Annotated in this window: 1 protein-coding gene; it reads left to right on the top strand. The window is 64.4% G+C overall.

Annotation, left to right across the window (positions count from 1 at the left end):
* On the top strand, positions 1–306 hold a 306-nt coding region (locus ACPXB1_RS30690), incomplete at both ends, for a condensation domain-containing protein (protein WP_425736188.1).

The raw sequence follows: 306 nt of genomic DNA, 5'->3' as shown, positions 1-306 counted from the left end.
TTCAGCCTGATCGTCGACAGCCTCAAACCCGAACGCGTCACCGGCCGCAACCCCCTGTTCCAGATCAGCCTCACCCTCCAACCGGCGACCCGAAACGAACTGAGCCTCGGCACCCTCACTGCCAACCCCATCGACGCCACCACCGGAAACGCCCGCTTCGACATCGCGATCGACATCGAAGAGACACCCGACGGCCACCTCAACATCGCCGCCGAGTACTCCACCGAACTCTTCGACGCCGACCGCATCAACCGACTCCTCGACCACTGCATCACCGCGCTCGCCAACGGACTCGCACAGCCCGAC

This window comes from Micromonospora sp. DT68 (assembly GCF_049847245.1).
GTDB lineage: Bacteria > Actinomycetota > Actinomycetes > Mycobacteriales > Micromonosporaceae > Micromonospora > Micromonospora profundi.
This window is presented reverse-complemented; position numbering and strand designations above follow the sequence as displayed.